The sequence below is a fragment of the Mucilaginibacter sp. UR6-11 genome (assembly GCF_020880695.1).
Classification (GTDB): Bacteria; Bacteroidota; Bacteroidia; order Sphingobacteriales; family Sphingobacteriaceae; genus Mucilaginibacter.
This window is the reverse complement of the sequence record NZ_JAJIWO010000001.1, coordinates 787,538-813,547: the sequence shown is the minus strand read 5'-3', so window position 1 is coordinate 813,547 and position 26,010 is coordinate 787,538. Positions and strand designations below refer to the sequence as shown.

Sequence of the window (26,010 nt, the reverse complement as noted above, 5' to 3'; positions counted from 1 at the left end):
CGTTTTTTAATAAAAATAGATGCCTGTTTTTTCTTGCCGGTGAGTGGTAGACGGGGATGCTGTTGGCGTTGTAGCAATATACAAAAATTTGGTTGGATTAATGGTGGCGGTGATTTTTAGGCGTAATCAGGCGGCGAGGACTTACCCCGCGGCTCTTCGAGCGCGACCCTCTCTTCGCCTTCGGCGGAAAGAGGGTTAGTTCTACATCCATCATTATTCAAAGAACAATGTTTTTTTCTTTGATCCCCCTCTTTCCGCCGAAGGCGAAGAGAGGGGTGACGAGCGCAGCGATGTCGGGGTGAGTAAACGGCGCGCGTTTACAACCGCCAATCCGCGTTAAGGATTGAAGCGGATACCGGCCATGCGCCTAATGCCTGCAGGCGTATAAGCGGAAAGCCTGACCCGGAGGGGAACGCCATAAAAACTTTTGAACTAGCACTTACTTTACTTTTTTTTAAGCTCCATTTTGGAAAAAATCTTATAAGAAAAGGGATGAATTTAAAAGGCCTAAGAACTTCAAATAGACATACCAATTAAGATAATTATATGTCTAATTTATAGTATTAAAGCCTAATGAAAGCAACAGCAATTTCACATTAAATATAATATCAATAAAAGGCAATTTATGTTTGATCAAAACGGTGTTTTAGGCTTAATGAATATAATAAAAAATTCACATCAAAATATGAAAGTAAGGGGTGATTTATGTTTATCTCAAACAGTGTTTTAAAATCTGATGAAAGTGTAACAACTTCACATTAAAGTATAGTCAATAAGAAATGATTTATATCTACTCAAACAGTGTTTGAAGCCAAAAAAAGTAATAACAATTTCACATTAAATAGCTCAAGTAAGATGTAATTTATATCAACCAAACAGTGTCTGAAACTATAAAAGTAATAACACCTTTACATCAAAATTATCGTTGTATTAAAATGTAATTTACATCAACTCAAACAGTGTTTTCAGCTTATGAAAGTGATAACGAATTTATATTAAATATAATCCACTTAAGAGATGATTTGTACTAATTAATAGTAGTATATAATCAATAAAAGTAATAGCAAATACACGTTAAATTAGGTCTTAATAAAAACAATTTTATACTCGATTAATTAGACTTAAAGCCTAATAGTTTTTTAATAAAATCAAGTTATCAAAAACGTAAATACGCAATTATTTTTCGGTATAAAAAAACCTAGTGTTAGCCTTTATAAATATAAAATAAAAGCGTACTTTTGCACCGTGAATACAGAAGTTTCTCACTTCATTTTTCCAATCCAATTTTACGGCGTATCGAACCAGACCAGCCGTTATTTTAACTATTCAATTTATTTAAACAGATGACCTATTTCACCAAATTACCGGCGGTATTACTTTTAGAGGATGGAACAGTTTTTCATGGCAAAGCAGCCGGAAAAATAGGCACCACTGCCGGCGAAATATGTTTTAATACCGGCATGACCGGCTACCAGGAAATCTTTACCGACCCGTCATACTTCGGGCAAATAATGGTAGCTACCAACGCGCATATTGGTAACTACGGTATTGCTGACGCGGAAGTAGAGTCGGGCAACATCCAAATTGCCGGCCTGGTTTGTAAAAACTACAATATTGCTTACAGCCGTAAACAGGCCGACGAATCGATCCAGGATTATTTCCAGGAACAAAACATTGTGGGGATTTCTGATATTGATACCCGCCAGTTGGTTCGCCATATCCGTGATAAAGGCGCTATGAACGCGATCATCTCTTCGGAGATACTGGATATTGACGAGCTTAAAGCCAGACTGGCAAAAGTGCCGTCAATGGACGGGCTGGAGCTGTCGTCGCAGGTATCAACCAAAGAAACTTATACTTTTGGTGAAGAAAGCGCGCCTTACCGGGTTGCGGTGCTTGACCTGGGTGTTAAGAAAAACATCCTGCGTAATTTTGATGACCGCGACGTTTATGCCAAGGTATACCCGGCTAAAACCACCTTTGCCGAAATGGAGAAGGACTTTGCGCCGACCGGTTACTTCATCTCAAACGGCCCCGGCGATCCGTCGGCAATGCCTTACGCGGTTGAAACGGTTAAAGAAATACTGGCTGCCGATAAACCGATGTTCGGTATCTGTTTGGGCCACCAGTTGCTGGCTTTGGCTAATGATATCCCAACCAAAAAAATGTTTAACGGCCACCGCGGACTAAATCACCCGGTAAAAAATATCATCATTAACCATTGCGAGGTTACCTCGCAAAACCACGGTTTTGGTGTGGTGCCAGAGGCGGTAAGGGCGTCGGACAAAGTAGAGATCACCCACGTAAACCTGAACGATCAGTCGATTGAAGGTATCCGGGTAAAAGATAAAAAAGCGTTTTCGGTACAATATCACCCCGAGTCGTCACCCGGCCCGCATGATAGCCGTTATTTGTTTGATGATTTTATTAATTTGATGAAGTAATCAAACCAAACCCATACCGTAGAGACGCAATATTTTGCGTCTCTTTTTGGTTAATGCGTCTCTTTTTGGTTAATAATAAATTATTAAAATAAGCGTTAAAAGCAAATATATCATCAACCGGATATATTTTTCAATAATAACCTAACGCCAATGAAAACCTTAATCACATTTATGGCGCTGCTGATTGCGGTGGCTGCCAATGCTCAAAAATCGCTTAAAACGGATTCTGTTTACTTGACCGGAAAGATTAACAATCTTGACGCGTCAAAACCTAATGCAAATACCATTATCGTTATTATTAACGATCTGGCATCCAACAAACAGCTTACTTACAGCACTACTGCAAAAAGCGACGGCACTTACCGGCTTGCTTTTTTAAAGACAGGCACACAGGATGTGATGTTTAAACATGATCAACAATTGGTTTTTATTATCGTAAGCCCCGGCGATCATACCCAAATTGATTTTGATGCCAACAACTTTGAACGCTCGTTGGTATTTAAGGGCGACAATGCCAAAACGAACCAGGATTACCGGGCTTATCTGAATGCGATGTATAATGACCCGGTATTGGCCTATGGCGGCAACAATTATTTGCGCTATAAAGCGCTTAACGCATCTGAAAAAGACAACGAACCTGAAGCCCACAAAAAGTTTTTGACAGCGCTGTATGCCAAAGAAACTGCTTTTCTTAACAATTACATTAAAGCTAATAAGCTAAGCCCCGCGTTTGTCAACTGGGCGAAGGCCGATTTAAAATATGATTATCTGAATAATTTGATGCGTTATGTTTGGCTGCATGCCGTATATAATAAAAAACAAATAGGCGACTTTGTACCCCCGGATAATTATTTTGATTTTATTAATGAGGCAGACCTTTACAATTTAAGCGCTACGGTTTCATCAAATTACGGAGGGTATGCTTCGGAATGCTTTAGGCATTTTATGTCAAAAAAATTAGGTAAATCATACTATGTTAAGGATGAGTTTATACTGCTATTAAAGCAACGTGCAGGGATATACCGGGATGTTATGCTGAGCCAGAGTATGTACCATCTTATTGACGGCGGCGCTATTGATCTGGTAAAAACCAATATGAATATGTTTAAAGCCAACGAGGGGCAGCGTGGTTTTACAGCCAGCGTTGAAAAAGCGTATGACAGGATATACAATTATACCTTACCGGTTAACGCTACAATAAACAATCTGCCTAAAACGGCAGGGGATAGTCTGTTTAACAAAATCATATCTAAATATCCCGGCAAAGTAGTATATGTTGATTTTTGGGCTACGTGGTGTCTACCATGCCGTGCCGAAATGCCTTTTTCTAAAAATTTGCATGATCAGTTAGCTGGCAAAGATGTTGTTTTTGTTTACCTGGGAGTAAAATCTGATGAAAAGCTATGGAAGTCGTTGATTGCAGAGTTAGGTATCCAGGGCGAGCATTTCTTTCTGAACGAAGGGGATTTCGCGGCCATGTCTCAGAAATTTCAGTTCAGTGGTGTTCCACACTATTTGCTGGTAAATAAACAGGGGAGGATAATAAGCGACAATGCCAGGCGCCCAAGCGATGAGCAGCTAAAACCTGAAATAGAAAAATTGCTGGCGTCTAAATAGCGTTTATACCGGAATTGGGGTACTCATTAAGTTGAAGACAACAACACATTCACCGGCGCCGCATTGTTTTAACCCCCGGATGGCGGGCGAAATTCCGCGTTCACCGACAATTTCGCCCAGCTTACCTAATAACCCTGTTTAAATTTTGATTTAGCAGCCACATTTGTACTGTAAATCAACACAACAATGACAACACTATTAACCCTGCCTGTATTGCTGATCATCACCAGGTTTATCGCCCACGCTATTGCGGCCATTCATTTATTAGGTCATTTAGTAAAATAATAAACAGCTACCTGTGTTTATTTCGAATTACTGTAATAAAAGCAGTAATCCGTTAAAAAATTATTGATAATCCAAATTTCTGTACCATTTTTACACCATGGCAAAACAACCCATAATTACTGTAAAAAACCTGGTGAAAAACTATGGCGATTTTAAGGCAGTAAAAGGCATTAGCTTTGAAGTTTATGAGGGTGAGATCTTTGGTTTATTGGGGCCTAACGGTGCCGGCAAAACTACCACGCTCGAGATCATTGAAACGCTGCGCGAAAAGACAGCCGGCGAGATTACTGTTGACGGATTTAATATTGATACGGATGCGGCAAGCATAAAAAAACGGATAGGCGTACAGCTGCAGGCAGCGGGATATTATCCAAATTTAAATCTTTCGGAGTTGATAGACCTTTTTTCGGGCCTTTACGGGATTGAACGCAGTCCGCTGGAAATGCTGGAGAAAGTGGCCTTAACCGATAAAGCCCGGGCCAAGTACAAAGAACTGTCGGGCGGACAAAAACAACGTTTTTCTATAGCTACCACCTTAATAAACAATCCGCGTATCGTGTTCCTGGACGAGCCTACCACCGGCCTCGACCCGCAGGCGCGCCGGAACCTCTGGGATTTGATCCGCGAGATCCGCGACCAGGGGACCACCGTGGTAATTACCACCCACTATATGGATGAAGCCGAAGTGCTTTGTGACCGCGTAGCCTTTGTTGACGGCGGTAATATCATCGGGGTAGATACACCGGACAACTTTATTGATAAACTGGTGGCCGGCGGTTTTGAGCGGCCCAAACAGGTAAAGCTTGCCAGTTTGGAGGATGTATTTATAAACATGACCGGCAAAGAGTGGCGGGAAGAATAAGCCCCCCAGCCCCCCAAAGGGGGAGTATTGAATGACCTTAATGACTAATGACCAATGACAGAACAACCATATAGTAATTTTAAAGCGACACTGGCAATTGCCAAAGCAAGTTTCCGGTCAATTATACGCAGCCCGTCGTCGGTGGTGTTTACGTTGCTTTTTCCGCTGATATTTATTTTGGTATTTGGCTTTATCAGCGGGGGCGGGGTTATATCTGTAGACGTTGGTGTGGCAAAAACCAATGACACGTTAAACCCGGTTTACCAGGCGCTAAAGAACGTAAGCGTAGTACGGTTGATCCATAGTCAAACTCCGGAGCAGATGGAAGCCAACCTTAAAAAGGGTAGCATTGACGCGATATTGAATATCCAAAAAAATACGAAGGCCCCATATTTTACGGTAAATGTGCAAACCAGCAAAGCATCAGGTGAGAAGGCGGCGATCCTGAAATCGGCTTTAAATAATATTTTCTTTCAGATCAATTCACACGTGCCTGACGCGCCGCCGCCGGTAGCCGAAATACGGGAGTCGACAATATCAGGCCGGGAGTATAAAACCATTGATTTTATTTTGCCGGGACAGCTGGGTTTTGCGTTATTAAGCACCGGGGTATTTGGTACCGCGTTTGTGTTTTTAAGCCTGCGGATAACGCTGGTAATTAAACGCTTTTTTGCAACCCCGGTTAAACGTTACAGCATCGTAATAGGTGAAGCTATTGCCCGGATATCTTTTGCGTTGATAGGCGCCTTGTTTATCATATTGATCGGTAGGTTCGCCTTTGGATTTACGCTGGTGCATGGTGTCGTCACGGTGCTCAATATGCTCCTGCTCTCGTTCATCGGGGTTATCGTGTTTATGGGTTTTGGTTTTGTGGTGTCCGGCATCGCAAAAAATGAAAGTACGGTACCGCCTATAGCCAATATGATCACCTTACCGCAATTTTTATTGTCGGGTACATTCTTTTCTATTAATGTTTTTCCGGCATGGTTGCAGCCTATCAGCCGGGCATTGCCGTTAACCTATTTAAATGACGCCTTGCGTAAAGTGGCCTTTGAGGGAGCAAGCCTTTTTGATGTATCGCACCAGATCCTGATTATGTGTATCTGGGGGATAGTGGTTTATGCCGTCGCCGTGAAAACATTTAAATGGGAATAATACCTGGTTAGTTATGTAAATTTAGTGTTAAGATAATATATTTGCGCCCGTAATTTATATTATCTTAACATGATCAGGTATAATCTGCAAACAATCCTGTTGTTTGCTTTTCTTTTCTTAAGTTTTTCTGTAAGGGCTCAAAACAACAAAACCGGTGTTTTCGGTATAGCTACCGTAGTATTGCCGGGAGATAGTTTACACCGCTGGGGTGGTTATGCCGAGCTGCAAACCCGATCAGATAAACCGTTTGACCAGTTTTTTTATTACGAAACAAAAGCCGGCATAAGTTTCGACCTCGACAAGAGCTTTACCGCCCTGCTGGGAACCGGCCGTTACGTAACCAATGATAATCCTGAAAATTTAAAGGTTTCAAAAGAGTTCAGGTTATGGGAACAGATGACGATTAACCAGTTCTTATATCGTGTTAAGTTAGAGCACCGTTACCGGGTTGAGCAGCGTTGGGTTAACGGTATATACCGTAACAGGTTTCGCTACCGGCTTAATTTATTCGTTCCTTTAAACAATACTAAAATTGTGGCCGGCACCTATTTTATCTCTGTGTATGATGAGCTATTTATGAACAATGCGGCGCCGCATTTTGAGCGTAACCGGTTTTCGGCAGCTTTAGGTTACCAGTTTAATAACGCGATAAATGTGCAGGCTGGCTGGTTAAACCAATACAACTACAGCCCAACTTTTGCTGCAGATAAAAATAACCTGGCGTTAACCTTTATGTACCGCATAAACCGCAAAAACGCCCTGCCGAGGGAGCACATGCCAAGTACCGGCGATTAGGTTCCAAGCCGGCAGTCATTAATATCAATAGCATCGTCATAGCCGGTTAAGGGTATACTTGAGCGCTTGTAAATTAAGGTTTGCGCATTAATTTTATGTTAATCTTAAACTATTTTGCCGCATTTTTATTTGAAATTGTATCTTTGGAAAACGAAACGTTTTTGGTGTACCAATTACACTAAGTTACAAAACCGAAAAAATAAGCAAAAAATGAGTTTAATAATTGATGTTCACGCCCGCCAGATCCTTGATTCGCGCGGTAATCCTACCATAGAAGTAGATGTATTAACTGAAAATGGCTTTTTAGGCCGTGCCGCTGTACCGTCTGGTGCATCAACCGGTGCGTATGAAGCTGTTGAGTTGCGTGATAATGATAAGGCCGTTTACATGGGTAAAGGCGTTTTAAAAGCTGTTGCCAACGTAAATGACATTATAGCTAAAGAATTACAGGGCGTTGATGTGTTCGATCAGAACGGTATCGACAAAATAATGATCGATCTGGATGGCACGCCAAACAAAGCTAAGCTGGGTGCCAATGCAATTTTAGGTGTATCACTTGCTGCTGCTAAAGCTGCCGCGCAGGAGAGCCGCCAGCCTTTATACCGCTACATTGGTGGTGTAAATGCTAATACATTGCCGATCCCGATGATGAACATTGTTAACGGTGGTTCGCACTCTGACGCGCCTATCGCATTTCAGGAGTTTATGATCATGCCGGTAGGCGCATCATCTTTCTCTGAAGCATTGCGTTGGGGAACCGAAGTATTCCATAACCTGAAAAAGATCCTGCACGACCGTGGTTTATCAACCGCAGTGGGCGACGAAGGTGGTTTTGCACCAACTTTTGACAGCACCGAAGATGGCGTTGAAACCATTTTAAAAGCAATTGAAAAAGCAGGCTACAAAGCCGGCGAAGATATCTTCCTGGCGTTTGATTGCGCTGCATCTGAGTTTTATAAAGACGGTAAATACGATTATACAAAATTTGAAGGCCCTAAAGGTGCTATCCGCACCAGCGAAGAGCAGGCTAATTATCTTGCTGAACTGGCTGCAAAATACCCGGTTATCTCTATCGAAGACGGCATGGCCGAGGATGACTGGGCCGGCTGGAAAATCTTAACCGATAAAATTGGCGATAAAGTACAATTGGTAGGTGACGATTTGTTTGTAACCAACGTTATCCGTTTACAACAAGGTATTGATGATGCTACTGCAAACTCTATCCTGGTTAAAGTAAACCAGATAGGATCATTAACCGAAACCATTAACGCGGTTAGCCTGGCTCAAACAAACGGTTATACCTCGGTAATGAGCCACCGTAGCGGCGAGACCGAAGATGCTACCATTGCCGATTTAGCTGTTGCCTTAAACTGCGGCCAGATCAAAACCGGTTCGGCTTCACGTTCAGACAGGATCGCTAAATACAACCAGTTATTACGTATCGAAGAAGAACTGGGCGATAGCGCTAAGTTTATTGGTAAAGCGTTTAAATACTATAAAAAATAAGGTTAAAGGCGAAAGCTAAAAGGTTAAAGGCTCTGATTTATCAGGGCCTTTTTTGTTTATGCTAAATCAAGCTATCCGGACTAACAGGTTTGATCACCCTGTTTCCGATTATGAACGAAATTTAAAAAGCTTAATTATGCACAGACATATTTTTTCGCCAATTAGCTAAGGGATTCACCCAAACCTATTATAAAACCTTACCGTCTTTATCAATTTTAATAAACGTCGCTATTTCATGATAATTTTGGAGATCAATTTTATTTGATACAAATATAGCCCCGCCATTCTTAAGCGGCTTTACAACAACCGGCCAGCTGTCCGCACAACAACTATTAAATCCTGCTCGTTTCTGCGCGGCGTTTATGCCAACATTCCAGCTTAAAGCACCTGTTGTGGTATATCCCTCAACAACTGCTCTAAATCCGTTGCCAGATTCTTTTTCTAATATCATTAAACTTCCGTCAGTTGTCACCGAATTATAAACAGCAACATTTGGCAGTATTTTTCGACTTATAAATTCGCCCGTTTCAGAAAAGAAGTAAGAGCCGAGGTCGCCTACCGAAATGATATTATAATTATTATTGGGTAGTTTGGCTATGCTTAAAAAGGTCAGATATTGACTGTTAATCCCAGAGTTAGTGGCCTTTCTCCACTTTACCAAACCTTGATTATTAAGTTTTAATATACAAACCGAATCGCAATCTGAACAGAAAAAACCTTTGGTATTATCATGTTTAATGCCTGCGATAGTATATCCATCGCTTGCAATAATAGCATTTGCTGTATGCTGCAATATGTTGTCGCCGGTAAAGAAGTTTTCCCAAATGGTATCGCCAGTTTCATTTGTTTTTATGATAACGGATTGTGGAATTTTGGTGTTATTGATGCCGACGGTGTAACGCATCCCCACCAGGATAAAACCATTGTCAGGTGTTTGTTGTATGCTGGCAAAATTATCAGCGTTAAATAATTTTGACCATATTAGCGTGCCATCCGCTTTCATTTTTATCAGCTCATTAAAATTGCCACCTGATGTGGTTCCGATAAATATGTAATTTCCATCATTACATGGGGCAATAAATGATAAAAACATTTTCGCAGGCAGTGCACGTGTCTCTTTTTGTTTGAGGTTATGGTCTAACGTCATTAAAAATGACGTATAGTTTTTAGAACAAAGCAATAAATAGCCGTTATTAGTTTCAACTATATCAGTCGCCTCAGTATTTAACGTATCTAATGATATTTCCTTTTGGCCTAAAAGAACAGTAAGTTCTGTTTCACTGGTATCAACACCGATGTTCTCTACGTTAACAATAAGTTTGACCTTGTATTTACCTGTGTTTGAGTAGCTGTGACTTGGGTTTTTTATGGTTGAAATTATCCCATCGCCAAAATCCCATTTATAAGTAATATTATCACCACTGTCTGAAAGATTTTTAAAATAAAAATTAGAATCCAAATAGTTTGTTGTTGATTGGTTTTTTAAATAAGAGGAGGAACTTGTTACCAGAGTTTTGAAATCGCTTTTTGCCGATTTATGGGAAGTATCTGAATTTTGATTTAGCTTTTTGCAACTCCAATAAAATATAGCTAATGATAGTAGTAATAACCCGACTTTGACTATTTGTCGTATGTTAATCATGATAAAGTTTATTTAAGGTGATATTGTAAATATAGCAGTAAAAAATTAAACCTAGTGGATTGAAGCGGATACCGGCCCTTGTGCCTAAGGCCTGTAGGCGTATGAGCGGAAAACCTGACCCGGGAGGGGAACGCCCCATGTCATCAGTGATTAGAGGTAGCAGATTAGTAGACTTTCTTAAATGCATTATTATCTGCCTTAGTCCGGGATTATAAATCCGGATTGACAGAAGGGGTTGTGATTACCGGCGGCTTTTTATTGGTGAAATAGTATAACTTAGTGGTACCATCTGCTACACTATGAAAAAACATCTCGGCATTTTATTAATGGCGATAAGCCTTTTTGCCATCAGCACCACGTTTGGTCAAACCCGGTATAAAGTTTCTTACGCCGAATTGAAAACCTACCAGGGCACTTACCAATATTCAAATCATAAAACCCTGCAAATGCTGGTATCACCGGTTGATACCATGCTATATGCCATGATAGGCGATGCCAGGTATAAACTGCGCCCTTACAGTAAAGATGTTTTTTTAAATAACGGCAATAACCAGGTACAGTTTTTTCGCAACGGCAGCAAAATAACAGGCTATAAGCAGCAAAATGAAAAGCCTGATACGATTTATAAGCTATTGAATACCAACGTTACAATTTCTGATAACATGTGGTACGCTAAACCATTTACCGGCAAGCCTTATGTTTACAATTATACCATACCGGTGCAACGAAATGATGGTTTAACAACCGGTTCTATCCAAAATTCGGGCCTGGATACTGCACTTATCCATACGTTGATGAACCGGATAGTTGGCGGCTCTTATCCCGGCATTCACAGCGTCCTGATCATAAAGGATGGCAAGCTGGTGTTTGAGGAATATTTTTATGGGAACGATGCAGATAAACTGCATGAGCTGCGGTCGGCAACTAAAAGTTTTTCGTCGGCGCTGGTGGGTATAGCCATACAAAAGGGATTGATAAAAAGTATTGACGACCCTATGTTAAATTACCTCCCCGGCTATAAAATGGACAACTTCGACGCGCGAAAAAAGGCGGTAAGTATCAAGAACCTGCTTACACAACAATCCGGTTTCGCTTGTTATGATTACGACCCAAAATCGCCGGGAAACGAAAGTAATATATACCCAACCAGCAACTGGATACAAACCGTGCTTAACTTGCCCATGGCCGCAGAGCCCGGTACCGTGTCGTCCTATTGTTCGGGGAATATTATGTTGTTAGACCAAATAGTTCAAAATGTATCGCACCAGCGCCTGCACCAATTTGCCGCCGAAAACCTGTTTAATTACCTGGGAGTAACCAATTTTAAATGGGATTTCATCCCCGACAAAAGCCATGATGATGATTTCGGGCAAGTTTGGCTTACTTCGCGCGCTATGGCAAAATTTGGCTTACTGTACTTAAACGGCGGCGCATGGAACGGCAAACAGGTAATTGCTAAAGATTATGTAAAGCAATCTTTAGCCAAACAAAGCGTGGTTGAAGGTATAAATTATGGCTACCTGTGGTGGTGCGAAGATTTGACCGCGAACGGCAAAACCTACACCGGCATGGCAGCAAAAGGTAACGGCGGCCAGCGCATTTTTATTTGGCCCGATCAGCATATGGTGGCCGTGGTTACCGCGGGTAATTATAACACGCAATCGCCGGCTAATAAGTTGTTGATAGAATGTGTGTTGGGCGGGTTGAAATATTAAGGCGCCGGTTACTCACCCCGACATCGTTTCACTCGTCGACCCTCTCTTCGCCTTTGGCGGAAAGAGGGTAATTGAAAAAGTATATTAGCAAGAGACTATTCGGTCTGATTTCCCGGGTGTTCCACTTTTGTTGAGCGGAACGAAGCGGAACACCCGGAACACTGCGGAACGAAGCGGAACACCATAATAGTTAAACGGAACACCTCAATAGTTAAGAAAATTAATTTAATGGAGTGGCGGGATTTTATCATTAAATAAACAAGCATATTTTCAACTAAGTTATTCCGGGGGCCACATCTGGACGGGCAAAAAATATTAGGAATTAGAAAATAAAAATTACTTTATATTTATTTCGATGAATGATTTTACACTAAATGGAGACAGTGGCGATTTTTTGAAAATTGCATTTAATAAAGTTGAAGGCTATCCAGATACACCTGGTTACTTCGGTGGCTACGACATAGAAAGTGCCGTAGAAATAAAATCGGCAAGTTTTACGGTTAAGTCGACAATGTACTCATCTACGGGGGAGGTATGTGATTTTTATAGTCAGTTGTTAAAGGCAAACGATTTGTTAGCAGGTAGCGTTTATCTGCGCAATTATGAAGATAATTTAGATGTAGAAATTAAATACGATGTTAACGGTCATGCCTCTGTATTAGGAAATTTTTCGAAGTGGGGCCAATTATTAAAATTTGCATTTTCAACAGATCAAACCTATATTCAGTCGACTTTACAACAACTGAAATTTATAGTCGACAAATATGGCGGCGCTAAGGGCGTCAAGTCACCGCGTTAAGGATTGAAGCGGATACCGGCTCCCGCGCTTAAGGCCTGCGGGCGTATGAGCGGAAAGCCTGACCCGAAGGGAAACGCCCATATTACTATATATCTCCCTCTTACTCACCAACAAACTCCCAATAATTACCAAATTTCTATACAAATCATCCCACATTACACATCCCAATTAAAAACTGTATCTTTGCGCAAATAATTTAATACCCGTTAGCTTTACGGTTTTGATCACCGACAAACTCTTCAGATCCGCTATGCAATCGCGTTAGCACACAATAAATAAGAAACAATACATGTCATTCGAAAATTTAAACTTGATTGAGCCAATCCTCAGGGCTTTAAAAACTGAGGGATATACTACACCCACGCCCATACAAGAGCAGGCTATACCCATTGTACTGCAACGCCGCGACCTTTTAGGCTGCGCGCAAACAGGTACCGGTAAAACAGCCGCTTTCTCTATACCTATTTTACAGTTATTATACCAGGACAGGTTACAGCATAAAGAGCAAAAAACCATTAAAGCGCTGATACTTACCCCCACGCGCGAACTTGCCATACAAATAAACGAGAGCCTTGCCGCTTACGGCAAACATACCGGCTTAAAACATTTGGTAATTTACGGCGGTGTATCGCAAAACCCGCAAACCGAGGCTTTGCGCCGCGGCATTGATATTTTGGTTGCTACACCGGGCCGCCTGCTTGATTTAATGAACCAGCGCTTTGTGCATCTTGAACATATTAAAATGCTGGTGCTTGATGAAGCCGACCGCATGCTGGATATGGGTTTTGTAAACGATGTTAAAAAGGTTATCGCTAAGATCCCGGCTAAACGTCAAACGCTGTTCTTCTCGGCTACTATGCCTAAAGAGATCCAGCACCTGGCAGATTCTATCCTGACCAACCCGGAAAGGGTAGAGGTTACGCCGGTATCGTCAACCGCTGATACCATTGCACAGGAGCTTTATTATGTAGAGAAGAACGATAAGCGTTCATTACTGCAACACATATTAAAAGATAAGGAAATTAAGACCGCGCTGGTTTTTACCCGTACCAAGCATGGTGCGGATAAGGTGGTGAAGGACCTGGTTAAAATCGGCATCACAGCCGAAGCCATCCACGGTAATAAATCGCAAAATGCGCGTCAGCGTGCATTAACCAATTTTAAGGCGCGGACTACCCGCGTTTTAATAGCTACCGATATTGCGGCACGGGGGATAGATATTGATGAGCTGACCCACGTTATCAACTATGAGATCCCTAATATACCCGAAACGTATGTACACCGCATTGGCCGTACCGGCCGTGCCGGCGCAAGCGGTATAGCCATGACCTTTTGCGACCAGGAAGAAATTGACTTTTTAAAGGATATCCATAAGCTGATAGGCAAAGAAATCCCGATAAATGATGCGCACCCGTATGTAATGAGCCCGCAAAGCATAGTTGCCGGCCACGCGGCAGGTGCCGCCAAAGGCAAAGGTGGTGGCGGCGGTAACAAACGCGGCCGTAGTTTTGGCCGGTCTGACAGGCCCAAACGTGCCGGCGGCGCCGGCAAAGCCGACGGTAATTTAAGCGGCGGAAGGCCAAGCGGTAGCAGAAGATAGATTAGTGATTAGAGATTGGTGATTAGTTAGTCGCCAATCTCTAATCTTCAATAACCAATCTTTAACCATGTTAATAAGTTAATAAGCATATTTGCACTGCTAAAAATTAATAGATAATTTTATATCAAATTACCTTTTACGGTTATGAAACGACTGATAGACCTTTTTAAAAACAAGTTTTTTCTGGTTACGGTAGCATTTGTGATCTGGATGGTGTTTTTTGATAAAAATGACCTGTTGTCGCAATATCAATATCACCAGGAAGTTAGCAAACTAAAAGCCGAGCGCGATTTTTATAAAGAGCAAAACATTAAAGTAAGCAAGGACCTTGATGAGTTAAACTCTGATCCCCAAAAATTAGAGAAATTTGCCCGCGAAAAATACCTGATGCGTAAAGATAATGAGGATGTTTTTGTGATTGTTAAAGAAAAAAAGGATTAGTTTACTTACTTCCCGCGTTGTTTTAGAAGACATTGCTTAATTTTTAAGATTTAAAGATATTCGCGAGCTGTATCCATTGATACGATCATCGTTCGCTCTTGGCCGCGGAGGCCCATTACTTTTTCCTTGATGAAAAAGTAACAAAAAATCAAGTCAGCCGATAGGCTTCTTGCGCTCTGGGCCTTTGCCCGGCAAATCAGGTAAAACCAAGGGCCCGGTCCTTTTGCCTCCTTTTGTCGCACAAGGCTACCGCTTCAGGCAAAATTACCAATGCCCTGCCAGCGCACAGCCCAACTTGTTTTACCTGATTTCACCCGAAGCTTTTCGTCTGACGCTTCGGTGCTGCCAAAATTTAGTAATTGTGAACATTAAAAAGAAGCGCAAAGGCCCGTCAGCACGCGCGGCCGGGAGTCTGGCCCGTGGAGTGGCAGTGATCGGGCTGACTTGATTATCCACTTGTTGTTTTTTTAAATGGTGTGGATGAGATCGCTGCGCTTAGTTTTTGGGTTACTTTGTATCAAGACAAAGTAATAGCCCCCGCGGCGATTGAGCGGGCGGATGTTGGTATTAAAGCGGAGACGAACAACTAAAAGGACTTAGCTATTATTTCCCTCCAAATTTCTACATTTGAAACATGAGTATCCGTGTTGAAGGTTTAACAAAAATTTACGGCGAACAAAAAGCGGTTGATAACATCAGTTTTGTTGCGGAGCCGGGCGTGTTAGGCTTTTTGGGCCCTAACGGTGCAGGCAAATCAACCACCATGAAAATCCTCACCTGCTTTATCCCCCAAACCGCAGGTAAAGCAGAAGTATGCGGATTTGATATAACTGCCCGGCCTTTGGAAGTTAAACGCAACATTGGCTACCTGCCCGAAAGTAACGCGCTGTATGCCGATATGTATGTTAAAGAATCGCTGGGATTTATAGCCGGCATTCATCAACTGCCTGAGCCTGCCAAACGCATTGCCGACATTATTGAACAAACCGGCCTGGGGCCCGAGCAGCATAAAAAAATAGGGCAACTGTCAAAAGGCTACCGCCAGCGTGTTGGCCTGGCGCAGGCCATTTTGCACGACCCCAAAGTGTTGATACTGGACGAGCCGACATCGGGGCTTGACCCAAACCAGCTCATCGGCATCCGCCAGCTGATAGTGGACCTGGGTAAAACAAAAACCATTATCTTATCTACCCATATTATGCAGGAGGTAGAAGCGGTATGCAGCCGGGTTATCATCATTAATAAAGGCAAAATTGTAACTAATAATTCGCTTGCCGCACTTAAAGAAGCAAACGGCAAATCATCCCTGGAAGACATATTTATAAAATTGACCAACAACTAGCACCGTTGCAGTGCTGAGTCTGTGTTGCATTGCAAAGCTATTTTTATAAATTTGATTCGTTATAAACCAAACTATGATGAAAAAAATCTTACTCACACTGGCCATATCCGCTGGCGTAATTAGCAGTTGTTTTGCTCAAAAATCAACCCCGGCTAAATTTAGTATCGGTATTGAACCCGGTATGCCGGTTGGTAGTGCCCGCGATGTGTCGACATTTACCATAGGTGGCTCATTAAAATATGATCTTCCGGTAGCGTCAAAAACATGGTTTACCGTTGCGGCAGGGTATACTTATTTCCCGTATAAAAATGATATTACCGTAGCAAACGTCGGGTTTATTGAAACAAACTCGGGCGAAGGTTTTGTTCCGTTAAAAGCCGGCATAAAATATTTCATTAGCAGTATTTTTTACGCCGAGGGGCAGGTAGGCGCCGCCATATCAACATCAAGCGGCGGCGGCACCCGGTTTGCCTACGCGCCGGGCATTGGTTATCAGTTTGATACCAGGGCCGATCTGGGCATCCGGTACGAGGGATGGTCAAAAAATAATACAACCATTAGCCAGGTTGCCATGCGCCTGGCTTATAGTTTTTAGTAGATATTGAAAGCTTAAAAGTCCCCGGTTAAACGGGGGCTTTTGTTTGCAGAAAGGTGGCGGCGTTTTTTTTAAACACACTAACGGCACCCGTAGGTCATTAACAAATATTGTTGTAATTTCGGCGTTTAAGGCTTTACAGTGTATAGTATCCTCAAAAAAGAAATAACAACCTACCTAAGCTCATTAGTAGCCTATGTTACCATCGGCGTATTCCTGCTGGTGCTGGGCCTGTTTTTATGGGTTTTCCCGGATTCATCAATTTTAGATTACGGCTATGCCGCGTTAGACAGCCTGTTTGGCACCGCTCCCTACCTGTTCATGTTCCTTATCCCGGCCATTACCATGCGGTCGTTAGCCGAAGAACGTAAAGAAGGTACCTTTGAGCTGTTATTAACCCGCCCGCTAACCGATCTGCAAATTATTCTGGGCAAGTACCTGGCAGCAGTTATACTGGTGCTGTTTGCGCTGCTGCCTACGCTTACCTATTACTACTCAGTTTATACCTTAGGCAGTCCGCAGGGTAATATTGATAGCGGTGCGGTTATCGGCTCATACATCGGCTTGTTTTTATTGGGTGCCGGCTTCGCGGCCATAGGTTTGTTTGCATCGGCCATCACCAAAAATCAAATTATTGCCTTTACCATAGCAGTATTTCTTTGTTTCTTTTTTTACAGCGGATTTGACTCGTTAAGCGGCCTGCTTTCGCTGCAGAATACCGGTATCCAGGGTTTGGGTATCAATGATCATTATCAATCCATAAGCCGGGGCGTTTTAGACACGCGCGACCTGGCCTATTTTATCATACTTATTGCCGTATTTATATGGCTGACGCTGTTTGCATTGTTAAAGCAGCAACAAAAAAAACCAAACAACAACATCACCATCGGTGCGGCGGGTATAGTGCTGGTATTGGCCGTTTTTACCAATTTTGCCTTTACCCGTATTGATTTTACCCGGGAAGGGCGCTATACCATCTCAAAAGTAAGCCGGGGCATATTGGACAGTTTGCCCGCACCGGTAAAAGTTACCGTGTATCTGCAGGGCGACCTGACCGGCGGTATGAAGCGCCTGCAACGCGCCACAGCCGATATGCTGGCCGATCTGCAGGCTTATAGTCACCGCAAGCTGCAATTTGAATTTGTGGACCCGCTTAAAAAAGTGGATGCCGGCCAGCAGGAGCAAGCCATTAATGAGCTGCAGGCACGCGGCATTGAGCCCACGGCCCTGAGCGTAAAAACGGATGATGGCGTAACCCAAAAAACTATCTTCCCGGCGGCCATGGTAACTGCCAATGGTAAAGATATCCCGGTGAAGTTATTGTACCAGCAAACCCAAATGGGCCTGTCGGCCGATGAGGTTTTAAATAACTCAATCCAGAACCTGGAGTACGCGTTTACCTCGGCCATAAAAAAAGTGAGCCGGGGAGGTAAGCCGCAAATAGGCTTCACTACCGGCCATGATGAATTAAACGATATACAGCTGAATGATGCCATGAAATCCCTGTCGGACGGGTATGAAGTTGGCCGTGTCGATTTAAAAAGCATCCCGTTTGACAGCCTGATGAAGGTGAGACTGATGGTGGTGCCCAAACCCGAAAAGCCGTTTACCGAGCCTGAGAAATTTAAGCTGGATCAATACCTGATGCGCGGCGGTAAAATTTTATGGACGATAGACCAGGTTAATGCCGAACTGGACAGCCTGCGCGGCCACGGCGATCAGCTGGCTTTCCCGAAACAATTAAATTTAGATGACCAGCTGTTTGTTTACGGCATCCGCATTAATTATGACCTGATAGCTGATATCAGCGCTGCGCAGATCCCTGTAAGCACGGGCAATGTTGGCGGTCAGCCGCAGATACAAATGGTGCCCTGGTTGTTCTACCCCATATTCATGCCGCTGGCAAAGCATCCCATCGTCAGAAACCTTGATGGCATCCGCGGCGAATTTGTAAGCACCATTGACCTGCTGGATATCCGTGACGTGCAAAAAACGGTATTGCTGGCCTCATCGCCCTACAATCACAAAATAACGGCGCCGCACCTGCTGTCGTTGCAGGCTATTGAGCAGGAGCCTGATCCCAAACAATTTCAAAGCGTGCCTAAAATAACGGCCGTGCTGCTGGAGGGTAAATTTCAGTCGGATTTTAAAAACCGTCCGGTGCCCGCGGGCCTTGGCGAAAACATTATCCAGCAATCAGCAAGCCGGCCGACAAAGATGATCGTGATCAGCGACGGTGATGTGTTTAAGAACCAGGTAGGCGCCGACGGCTCGCCATACCCGCTGGGGTATGACCGGTATACCCGGCAAAGCTATGGCAATAAAAACTTATTGCTCAATATTGCCGACTATATGACTGACGACTCGGGCCTGATCGCCCTGCGCAATAAAGAGATCAAATTGCGGCTGTTAAGCCGTGCCAGGGTGCGTAATGAAAAATTATACTGGCAGGTAATTAATACAACTATTCCTTTGTTTTTAGTGTTAATATTTGCTATTTTTCAACATTATATGCGCAAGCGAAAGTATGCTCATTAAATTTTATACTTTTGACTAATTAACACTAAATTTATATATGAGATTTATAGTTTCTACATCAACATTATTAAAGCAATTACAGTCTGTAAGCGGTGCGTTGAGTAACAGCACCGTATTGCCTATACTGGAAAACTTTTTGTTTGAAATAAAGGATGGAAACTTAACCATTTCTGCCACCGATCTGCAAACAAGCATGACCACGTCATTAACTGTTGAGTCAAAAGAAAACGGCAGAATTGCTATCCCATCACGCATATTACTGGATACCTTAAAGTCATTACCTGAGCAGCCGATTGCTTTTTCTGTGGATGACGCTACGTTTGCCATTGAGATAAATGCCGGCGACGGAAAGTATAAACTGAGCGGCGAGAACGGTGAGGATTTCCCTAAAATTCCAGTGGTTGAAAATGCTTCATCCGTAAATTTACCCGCGTCGGTTTTAGCCGAGGCTATTAACAAAACTATATTCGCGGTAAGTAATGATGAGCTGCGCCCGGCCATGACAGGCGTTTACTGCCAGCTTTCAAGCCAGTACTTAACCTTTGTTGCTACTGACGCGCATAAACTGGTGCGCTACCGCAGGCTGGATGCCAAAGCAGAAGCTACAACATCGTTCATCCTGCCAAAAAAAGCATTAACGCTGCTTAAATCAGCATTACCTGCTGATGATGCCAACGTATCGGTTGAGTATAACAGCACCAGCGCATTTTTTAAGTTTAACAACATTAACCTGGTTTGCCGTCTTATTGATGAGCGCTACCCGGATTATGAAGCGGTTATCCCGTTAAACAACCCTAATAAATTAAGTATTGACCGTTTGGCATTTTTAGGTTCATTAAGCCGGGTTGCTATTTACGCTAACAAAACTACGCACCAGGTTAGGTTAAAAATAACCGGCAGTGAGTTGCATATCTCATCAGAAGATATTGATTTTGCCAATGAGGCGCATGAGCGCTTAAGCTGCCAGTATGAAGGCGAAGACATGGAGATTGGTTTTAACGCCCGCTTCCTGATCGAGATGCTGAAGAACCTGAGCGGCGAAGAAGTAACGTTAGAAATGTCTACACCTAACCGGGCAGGTTTATTATTGCCGCAGGGTGGCGATGAAAATGAAGACGTACTGATGCTGGTTATGCCGGTTATGCTTAACAGCTACGCTTAATTACCTGTACAGCAGGATGTAAATAAAATTATAGATCCAAATTATGGTCCGGCTAAAAAACCGGACTTTTTTATTAAACCTGATAACAAAATCTGCAATAAGCAGTTATATAGCATCTGGTTGAGTTATGAATAGTAGATTATTGCTTTTGTGTTTGATTATTGCGGTTTCCGGATTTTTATCCTGCAAAAAAAATAGTGATGACCTTCCTGTTTCTTATAACTCCACGTTTATCGGGGTAACTAATGCAAGCGCCGATACGCTGAATGTTTATCAAAACGGTACCAGGCTAAACATTGGCTCAACCTTATTACCGTCGGGCCAGTACACCAATTTACTGGTAAAAGCGGGCACCAATAATTTTCAGTTTAAAAAAGCCGGCAGTCCAAATACTCTTATCGATACTAAAATTACCCTGCTTGACACCGTAGCCTATACCCTGTTCGTAGCGGGCCAGTCGGCGGATAAAGTTTTCCTGCTGCGTGATACCGTTGCAAATGACAGCACGGCGAAGGTAAGGTTTGTAAATGCCTCGCCTGATGCGGGCAGTTTGGATTTTAGTATAGCCAACGGGCCTGTCTATAAAAGCCGGGCATTTAAATCGGCTACGCCATTTATCAGTGTTTCCCCCGGCAAGGTTGTTTATTCTATTTACCGCCAGGGTATTGCTGTACCACTGGCGATGGGCACTTTAACCCTGACTAAACACACTTCGTATACGTTATTCACAAAAGGTTTGGTGAACGGGACGGGTACCGCTTTACTTGGGGCACGTATTTTAATAACTTCGACAAATTAAAGTTGATATGGCTGGCAAAAATAAAGTAATGCTTTTCCTGTCTTTATGTTGTGCAGGTATGATGGTTATTCCGTTTATAGCATCTTGCGGCAAAAGTGGCAGCATCAGCCCGTCATCATCTAAAATACAAATGCAGGTAGTTAACCTGAGCCCTGATTTGCAGCCCATCTATTTGTATGTGGGTTTAATAAGACAAAGTCAGGCGGCATATTCTTACCCTTATCCCTCCGGATATTTTTCGTTGACAAATATTGACACACCCATACAGATCAGATCAGCCAATTCGACAATTTCAACCACAAATTTTGTATCGTTAGATAGTGTGCTGAAACCTAATTTTAAATATACCCTGTTTGTTACCGGTTTACGGGCCGACAGCACCGTTACCTCGATATTTGCTATAGATACCGCCCGCACACCAACTCCCGGCCGCGCAAAAATAAGGTTTATCAACGCGTCGCCACGGTCGGCCGGGTTTGATATCACCGCAAACGGCACCATGGCGTTTCGTAACCAGACTTATAAAAACATTTCGAAATTTATTGAGGTGCCGCCGGGTAACTACGAATTTAAAATAATGCCCGCCGGACAAACAACCGTTATATCGAGTATCCCAGGTGTTACTGTTGCCGATGGAAAAGTTTATACCATATATTGCAGGGGCGTTGCCGGTGGTGCAGACTCGGTAGCGTTTGGTACCGGTGTGATAATTAACAGGTAGCCGTTATCATATATATTTATATTTTTGCCGCAAATTAAATCCATTGGAAATACTTAAAGCGCTTCTTGATTTTATCATCCATATTGATAAGCACCTGGTGCAGATCACCAGCCAATACCAGGGGTGGACCTACCTCATATTGTTCGTGATAATTTTTGCCGAAACAGGTTTTGTAATAACGCCATTTTTACCCGGCGACTCTTTATTGTTTGCCGCAGGCGCTTTAATTGCCGGTGGCAGCTCGGGCCTTGACATTTACTTACTGGCACTGATACTGATCTGTGCCGCGTTTGCAGGTAACACGGTTAACTACACGCTGGGCAGTTACTTTGGGCCCAAAGTATTTAAAGAAAAAAACAAAATATTAAAGCTTGATTATTATCTGCAAACCAAAGCGTTTTTTGATAAGCACGGCGGCAAGGCAGTAATTTTTAGCCGCTTTATGCCTATTATCCGTACCATTGCGCCGTTTGTGGCGGGGGTAGGGCGGATGCCGTTTTTGCGTTACAGCTTATATAACATTATAGGCGGCGTGTCATGGATCATCTTGTTTTTGTTTGCCGGATATATGCTGGGTAATGTGCCTTTCTTTAAGGCTCATTTTTCATTGATTGGTATTGTCATTATTGTGGTATCGGTTATCCCGCCAGTTATCGCCGCCTTTAAGAGCAGGAAAAAATAAAATCCGCAGAGACGCAAGACATTGCGTCTCTGCAGTTAATTATTCAAAAGGTGCGATCTTCCCGGCCTTAAAAACCGCCTCTTCTTTTTGGATCTTAAGCCGGTCACCAGCGTTTAAAGGCTGTTTGATCAGTTTATCCAGGTCGGGCTGCCCGGCATCAACCCAGGCCGAATACCAATAAGAGCCTACCGATAATATCGCCGAGCGCATGCGCCTTTGCACCATGCCGTGTAACCTGCGCTGGTAATCGCGGCTGTAAGCGGCAGAATAATCTTTAACGGCCTTCCTGCCATGCATCACCATAGTATATTTTTTCGCCCCGGGATAGAGTTTGTTGAGCGCCCGTTCTATCCGCAAAACAGAATCAACTTCATTAAATGAGGTATGGCAAATTTTAAATGCTTCCTTTAAAGGGTTTTCAATATACCGGGCCTTGCCGGCATAGCAGTTATAGTTAGCGGCAAATAACTCGGGCAGGCGGCTCTCCCACAATGCGTGCAGGCCGGTTTGATTGGTTAGCTGCCCGTTATAGTTTTGGGTAAGATGCAGCGGTACGTGCGCATCGGCTACATAATGGCCCAGGTTGGCGGCTGCTGTTAAAATGCCCGTGGTATCATGCGCCTTAAAGGCGTTAACCAGTTTATAATAATTGTATTGGATGGTCCACGGCACGGTGCCGTATTTATTAAGCGTATCTTCCGAATATTTAACCACCGCGTCATCCCAACGCTCCGGGATTAGCCGGAAGGGGTTTTTGCCGTAGTGGTCGGCGTTTAAATAATGATGCGGCGCCTCTAACGAATCCACATAACGCTTTTTATCGGCGCTGATGGCGTGTTCTGTAATAAAACCGATGTTTGCCTTAAAGAACCCCGCCATCGCCTTTGGCAGGGTAAAAACCGCCAGCCGGTTAATGCGGTAATGTGCAAAAAATCCCCAGGACGAGCAGAGCATGATTAATAATAATCCGCTGATAATCCTGAAGGATGATTTCATTATTGCTGATCCTGGTTATACTTATAATGCAGGTGCTTTAATGTTTCTTCTGATTCTTCATCCGCAGACGGGCCGTAGCCGGTTACCAGTATGCCTTTAACGCCCGCCTGGTTAGCCAGTGCGTAAACGGTGGCCTCATCTGCCGGGTCCGACGGGCCTTCGTAGCGGTACAGGTCCACAATTTCAAACTCATCAGCGGTATACTCCGTTTCGCCAACTTTGAAGCGGTTTTTATGTAAATTAAAATCAAGCGTAAAGCCTTGTTTTTTTAGTTGCTCAATGGCTTCGCTGATGGTAGCGTAATGAAATTTTTGTTTCATGGGGTGGCGTTATAAATAGATGATGGTAAATTTAGGGATTTAAGCAATAAAAGAAAATCTTAAATAGCGTATATTTACCGTATATCCCTATCCATCAATATGCCGCCGGTTAAGAATAAGAAACCTTTCAAAAAAAACATATGGAAATGGTTAACGGTACTGGGCCCCGGCCTTACCACCGGCGCGGCAGATGATGACCCGTCGGGCATAGCCACTTACTCGCAAACCGGCGCGCAGTTTGGCTACGGGCAGTTATGGACGGCCCTTTACATGCTGCCGTTTATGACCGCCGTACAGGAAGCCTGCGCACGTATTGGCCTGGTTACCGGTAAAGGTATTGCCGCAGTGGTAAAAGAGCATTACAGCAAACCGGTACTGTATGCGGTAGTGGGGCTGGTAGTTGTGGCCAATACCATTAATATAGGCGCTGATATAGGCGCCATGGCCGCGGCCGCCAATTTGCTGATACCGGCACCCTTCATAATTTTAACCCTGTTATTTACAGTCACCATACTTATCCTTGAAATATTTACCAGCTATAAGGTTTATTCAAAAATATTAAAGTGGCTGGCGCTGTCGCTGCTGTCCTATCCCATTACGGTATTTATTATTCACCAGGACTGGCCAACGGTTTTAAAGGCGACCGTAGTGCCGCATGTTGAGTTTAGCTTTGCGTTTCTGTTTATCATCACCGGCGTGTTTGGTACCACCATAACCCCGTATATGTTTTTTTGGGAGGCTTCACAGGAGGTGGAAGAAATAAAAGAAAAAGGTCATGCCGATGGTAAAAAGCGTGTTTGCTGGGCCGATATCCATAATATGCGTAAAGATAATACGGCGGGCATGATTATATCTGAATTTACAACCTGGTGCATCCTGCTGGTAGGGGCAACGGTGTTATTTAAAAGCGGCGTTAAGGATATAAAAACCGCTGCAGATGCCGCCAAAGCGCTTGAGCCATTGGTACATTCGTTCCCCAACGCGGGGTTCCTGGCAAAGCTTATCTTCTCAATAGGTATTATTGGTTTGGGCCTGCTGGCGGTGCCGGTGTTATCGGGCTCTGCTGCCTATGCAGTTTCTGAGGCTTTTACCTGGAAAGCAAGCCTTAACTTAAAATTGAGGCAGGCGCATGGTTTTTATGGCGTAATTACTATTGCTACGTTAATAGGCCTCATTATTAACTTTGTGGGTATTGACCCGGTGAAGGCGCTCATTTATACCGCGGTATTAAACGGTGTGGCGGCGGTGCCCCTGTTGTTTTTGATCATCAAAATATCCGCCAGTGAAAAGATAATGGGCGAGTTTAAAAGCCGGTGGCTGTCAAAAGCCCTGTTATGGTTTACCTTTATCGTAATGGGCGGTGCGGCAATAGCCTTGTTTTTCACGATATAAGGCTATAAAAACCACAATAAAAAATATTTTCAAAAAGGCATTTGATATTATAATCAAAACTTCTATATTTGCAGTCCTTAAATAACGAATAGAATAACAAGCTAAAATGGCAAATCATAAATCATCAATAAAAAGGATCAGGTCTAACGCTGCGAAGCGCTTACGTAACCGTTACCAGGCTAAAACTACCAGAAACGCTATCAAGAGATTGAGAAGCACAACCAGCAAAGCTGATGCGGCTCCTCTTTTATCAAAAGTGATCTCTATGCTTGACCGTTTAGCTAAAAAGAACGTTATCCACAAAAACAAGGCTTCAAACAATAAATCGAAGCTAACTAAGTTTGTAAACGCGTTAAGCTAATCGCTTACCAACGATATTTTTAATCCCGAAAGGCGACGAGTTTAGAGCTCATCGCCTTTTTTTGTTGGAGATTATTTTGGGCGTTACCCTCCGGGTCAGGCTTTCCGCTCATACGCCTTCAGGCATTAAGCGCAGGCCTGTATCCACTTCAATCCTTAACGCGGTATTGGAGATAATAAATGCGCACCGTCGACTCACCCGGTCTACGCTACGCTCGACCACCCTCTCTTCGCCTTTGGCG

Annotated in this window: 22 protein-coding genes; 19 read left to right on the top strand and 3 right to left on the bottom strand. The window is 43.3% G+C overall.

Going from position 1 to position 26,010, the window contains the following annotated elements; all coding sequences use genetic code 11:
• Nucleotides 1–1,343 precede the first annotated feature (1,343 nt).
• The 6 genes from carA to eno all read left to right on the top strand — a co-directional run bounded on the left by carA (nt 1,344) and on the right by eno (nt 8,664).
• The gene (gene carA, locus LJ658_RS03745) at nt 1,344–2,444 is read left to right on the top strand and encodes a glutamine-hydrolyzing carbamoyl-phosphate synthase small subunit (RefSeq protein ID WP_230545126.1); all 1,101 of its coding nucleotides are present in this window, start codon (nt 1,344–1,346) and stop codon (nt 2,442–2,444) included.
• A 150-nt stretch (nt 2,445–2,594) separates the two neighbouring features.
• On the top strand, nt 2,595–4,061 hold the full coding sequence (locus tag LJ658_RS03740; protein ID WP_230545125.1) for a thioredoxin-like domain-containing protein: 1,467 nt from the start codon (nt 2,595–2,597) through the stop codon (nt 4,059–4,061).
• A 382-nt stretch (nt 4,062–4,443) separates the two neighbouring features.
• Nucleotides 4,444–5,208 (top strand): ABC transporter ATP-binding protein, encoded by a 765-nt coding sequence (locus LJ658_RS03735; RefSeq protein ID WP_230545124.1) that lies wholly within the window; start codon nt 4,444–4,446, stop codon nt 5,206–5,208.
• Between the two features lie 54 nt (nt 5,209–5,262).
• Nucleotides 5,263–6,363 carry an ABC transporter permease gene (locus tag LJ658_RS03730; RefSeq protein ID WP_230545123.1) on the top strand — a complete coding sequence of 367 codons (1,101 nt, stop codon included), beginning with the start codon at nt 5,263–5,265 and terminating at the stop codon, nt 6,361–6,363.
• 69 nt (nt 6,364–6,432) lie between these two features.
• The gene (locus LJ658_RS03725; protein ID WP_230545122.1) at nt 6,433–7,158 is read left to right on the top strand and encodes a DUF2490 domain-containing protein; all 726 of its coding nucleotides are present in this window, start codon (nt 6,433–6,435) and stop codon (nt 7,156–7,158) included.
• A gap of 210 nt (nt 7,159–7,368) precedes the next feature.
• On the top strand, nt 7,369–8,664 hold the full coding sequence (gene eno / locus LJ658_RS03720) for a phosphopyruvate hydratase (RefSeq protein ID WP_230545121.1): 1,296 nt from the start codon (nt 7,369–7,371) through the stop codon (nt 8,662–8,664).
• Between the two features lie 187 nt (nt 8,665–8,851).
• Here eno and LJ658_RS03715 read toward each other — a convergent pair whose 3' ends face one another.
• Nucleotides 8,852–10,123 carry a PKD domain-containing protein gene (locus tag LJ658_RS03715; protein ID WP_230545120.1) on the bottom strand — a complete coding sequence of 424 codons (1,272 nt, stop codon included), beginning with the start codon at nt 10,121–10,123 and terminating at the stop codon, nt 8,852–8,854.
• A 482-nt stretch (nt 10,124–10,605) separates the two neighbouring features.
• Here LJ658_RS03715 and LJ658_RS03710 point away from each other — a divergent pair, with 482 nt between their 5' ends.
• The 11 genes from LJ658_RS03710 (at nt 10,606) to LJ658_RS03660 (ending at nt 22,700) form a co-directional block, all read left to right on the top strand.
• Complete coding sequence (locus LJ658_RS03710) at nt 10,606–12,021, top strand: serine hydrolase (RefSeq protein ID WP_230545119.1); 1,416 nt, start codon at nt 10,606–10,608, stop codon at nt 12,019–12,021.
• 355 nt (nt 12,022–12,376) lie between these two features.
• Nucleotides 12,377–12,820 carry a hypothetical protein gene (locus LJ658_RS03705; RefSeq protein ID WP_230545118.1) on the top strand — a complete coding sequence of 148 codons (444 nt, stop codon included), beginning with the start codon at nt 12,377–12,379 and terminating at the stop codon, nt 12,818–12,820.
• A 289-nt stretch (nt 12,821–13,109) separates the two neighbouring features.
• On the top strand, nt 13,110–14,420 hold the full coding sequence (locus tag LJ658_RS03700) for a DEAD/DEAH box helicase (RefSeq protein WP_230545117.1): 1,311 nt from the start codon (nt 13,110–13,112) through the stop codon (nt 14,418–14,420).
• A 144-nt stretch (nt 14,421–14,564) separates the two neighbouring features.
• A complete protein-coding gene (locus LJ658_RS03695; protein WP_230545116.1) occupies nt 14,565–14,861 on the top strand; it encodes a septum formation initiator family protein in 297 nt (98 codons plus the stop codon).
• A 634-nt stretch (nt 14,862–15,495) separates the two neighbouring features.
• Nucleotides 15,496–16,203, top strand: coding sequence for an ATP-binding cassette domain-containing protein (locus tag LJ658_RS03690; RefSeq protein WP_230545115.1), 708 nt, complete (start codon nt 15,496–15,498; stop codon nt 16,201–16,203).
• A 73-nt stretch (nt 16,204–16,276) separates the two neighbouring features.
• Nucleotides 16,277–16,798 (top strand): outer membrane beta-barrel protein, encoded by a 522-nt coding sequence (locus LJ658_RS03685; protein WP_230545114.1) that lies wholly within the window; start codon nt 16,277–16,279, stop codon nt 16,796–16,798.
• Nucleotides 16,799–16,939: 141 nt separating this feature from the next.
• Nucleotides 16,940–19,336 carry a gliding motility-associated ABC transporter substrate-binding protein GldG gene (gldG, locus tag LJ658_RS03680; RefSeq protein ID WP_230545113.1) on the top strand — a complete coding sequence of 799 codons (2,397 nt, stop codon included), beginning with the start codon at nt 16,940–16,942 and terminating at the stop codon, nt 19,334–19,336.
• Between the two features lie 37 nt (nt 19,337–19,373).
• The gene (gene dnaN, locus LJ658_RS03675; protein WP_230545112.1) at nt 19,374–20,498 is read left to right on the top strand and encodes a DNA polymerase III subunit beta; all 1,125 of its coding nucleotides are present in this window, start codon (nt 19,374–19,376) and stop codon (nt 20,496–20,498) included.
• Between the two features lie 127 nt (nt 20,499–20,625).
• Nucleotides 20,626–21,297 carry a DUF4397 domain-containing protein gene (locus tag LJ658_RS03670; RefSeq protein WP_230545111.1) on the top strand — a complete coding sequence of 224 codons (672 nt, stop codon included), beginning with the start codon at nt 20,626–20,628 and terminating at the stop codon, nt 21,295–21,297.
• Nucleotides 21,298–21,304: 7 nt separating this feature from the next.
• Entirely contained in the window at nt 21,305–22,018 is a 714-nt protein-coding gene (locus LJ658_RS03665; RefSeq protein WP_230545110.1) for a DUF4397 domain-containing protein, read from the top strand.
• Nucleotides 22,019–22,061: 43 nt separating this feature from the next.
• Complete coding sequence (locus tag LJ658_RS03660; protein ID WP_230545109.1) at nt 22,062–22,700, top strand: DedA family protein; 639 nt, start codon at nt 22,062–22,064, stop codon at nt 22,698–22,700.
• 39 nt (nt 22,701–22,739) lie between these two features.
• Here the strand turns inward: LJ658_RS03660 and LJ658_RS03655 are convergent, their stop codons facing one another.
• Both LJ658_RS03655 and LJ658_RS03650 read right to left on the bottom strand, forming a co-directional pair.
• Nucleotides 22,740–23,696: a zinc dependent phospholipase C family protein gene (locus LJ658_RS03655; protein WP_230545108.1), complete on the bottom strand. Its 957-nt coding sequence runs from the start codon at nt 23,694–23,696 to the stop codon at nt 22,740–22,742.
• Entirely contained in the window at nt 23,696–24,016 is a 321-nt protein-coding gene (locus LJ658_RS03650) for a phosphoribosylpyrophosphate synthetase (protein WP_230545107.1), read from the bottom strand. Before LJ658_RS03650 ends, LJ658_RS03655 begins: the two co-directional genes overlap by 1 nt.
• Nucleotides 24,017–24,115: 99 nt before the next feature.
• Between LJ658_RS03650 and LJ658_RS03645 the strand changes: the two genes are divergently transcribed.
• Together LJ658_RS03645 and rpsT are read left to right on the top strand one after the other, a co-directional pair.
• Nucleotides 24,116–25,408 (top strand): NRAMP family divalent metal transporter, encoded by a 1,293-nt coding sequence (locus tag LJ658_RS03645; RefSeq protein ID WP_230545106.1) that lies wholly within the window; start codon nt 24,116–24,118, stop codon nt 25,406–25,408.
• A 106-nt stretch (nt 25,409–25,514) separates the two neighbouring features.
• Nucleotides 25,515–25,769 carry a 30S ribosomal protein S20 gene (gene rpsT, locus LJ658_RS03640; protein WP_230545105.1) on the top strand — a complete coding sequence of 85 codons (255 nt, stop codon included), beginning with the start codon at nt 25,515–25,517 and terminating at the stop codon, nt 25,767–25,769.
• The last annotated feature ends 241 nt before the right edge of the window (nt 25,770–26,010 follow it).